Source organism: Paraburkholderia sp. RL17-373-BIF-A, assembly GCF_046030175.1.
Classification (GTDB): Bacteria; Pseudomonadota; Gammaproteobacteria; order Burkholderiales; family Burkholderiaceae; genus Paraburkholderia.
Window position 1 is genome coordinate 1 of sequence record NZ_JARESO010000574.1, and the last position, 220, is coordinate 220.

General features: G+C 62.3%; 1 protein-coding gene. It reads left to right on the plus strand.

Annotated elements, in window-relative coordinates; all coding sequences use genetic code 11:
• The coding region (locus P0D80_RS51810; protein WP_408296858.1) for an NAD(P)/FAD-dependent oxidoreductase at positions 1 to 220 on the plus strand (220 nt) is incomplete at both ends.

Below are 220 nucleotides of genomic sequence, written 5' to 3' on the forward strand. Positions count from 1 at the left end.
ATACACGCTGTTCTGCGAAGGCGCGCGTGGGCACCTCGGCCGCCAGCTGAACGACAAATTCAAGCTGCGCGAAGGCGCCGATCCGCAGGTCTATGGGCTCGGCATCAAGGAACTGTGGGAAATCGATCCGGCGAAGCACAAGCCGGGTCTGGTGATGCACACCGCCGGCTGGCCGCTGGAGAACGACACGTACGGCGGCTCGTTCCTCTATCACATGGAT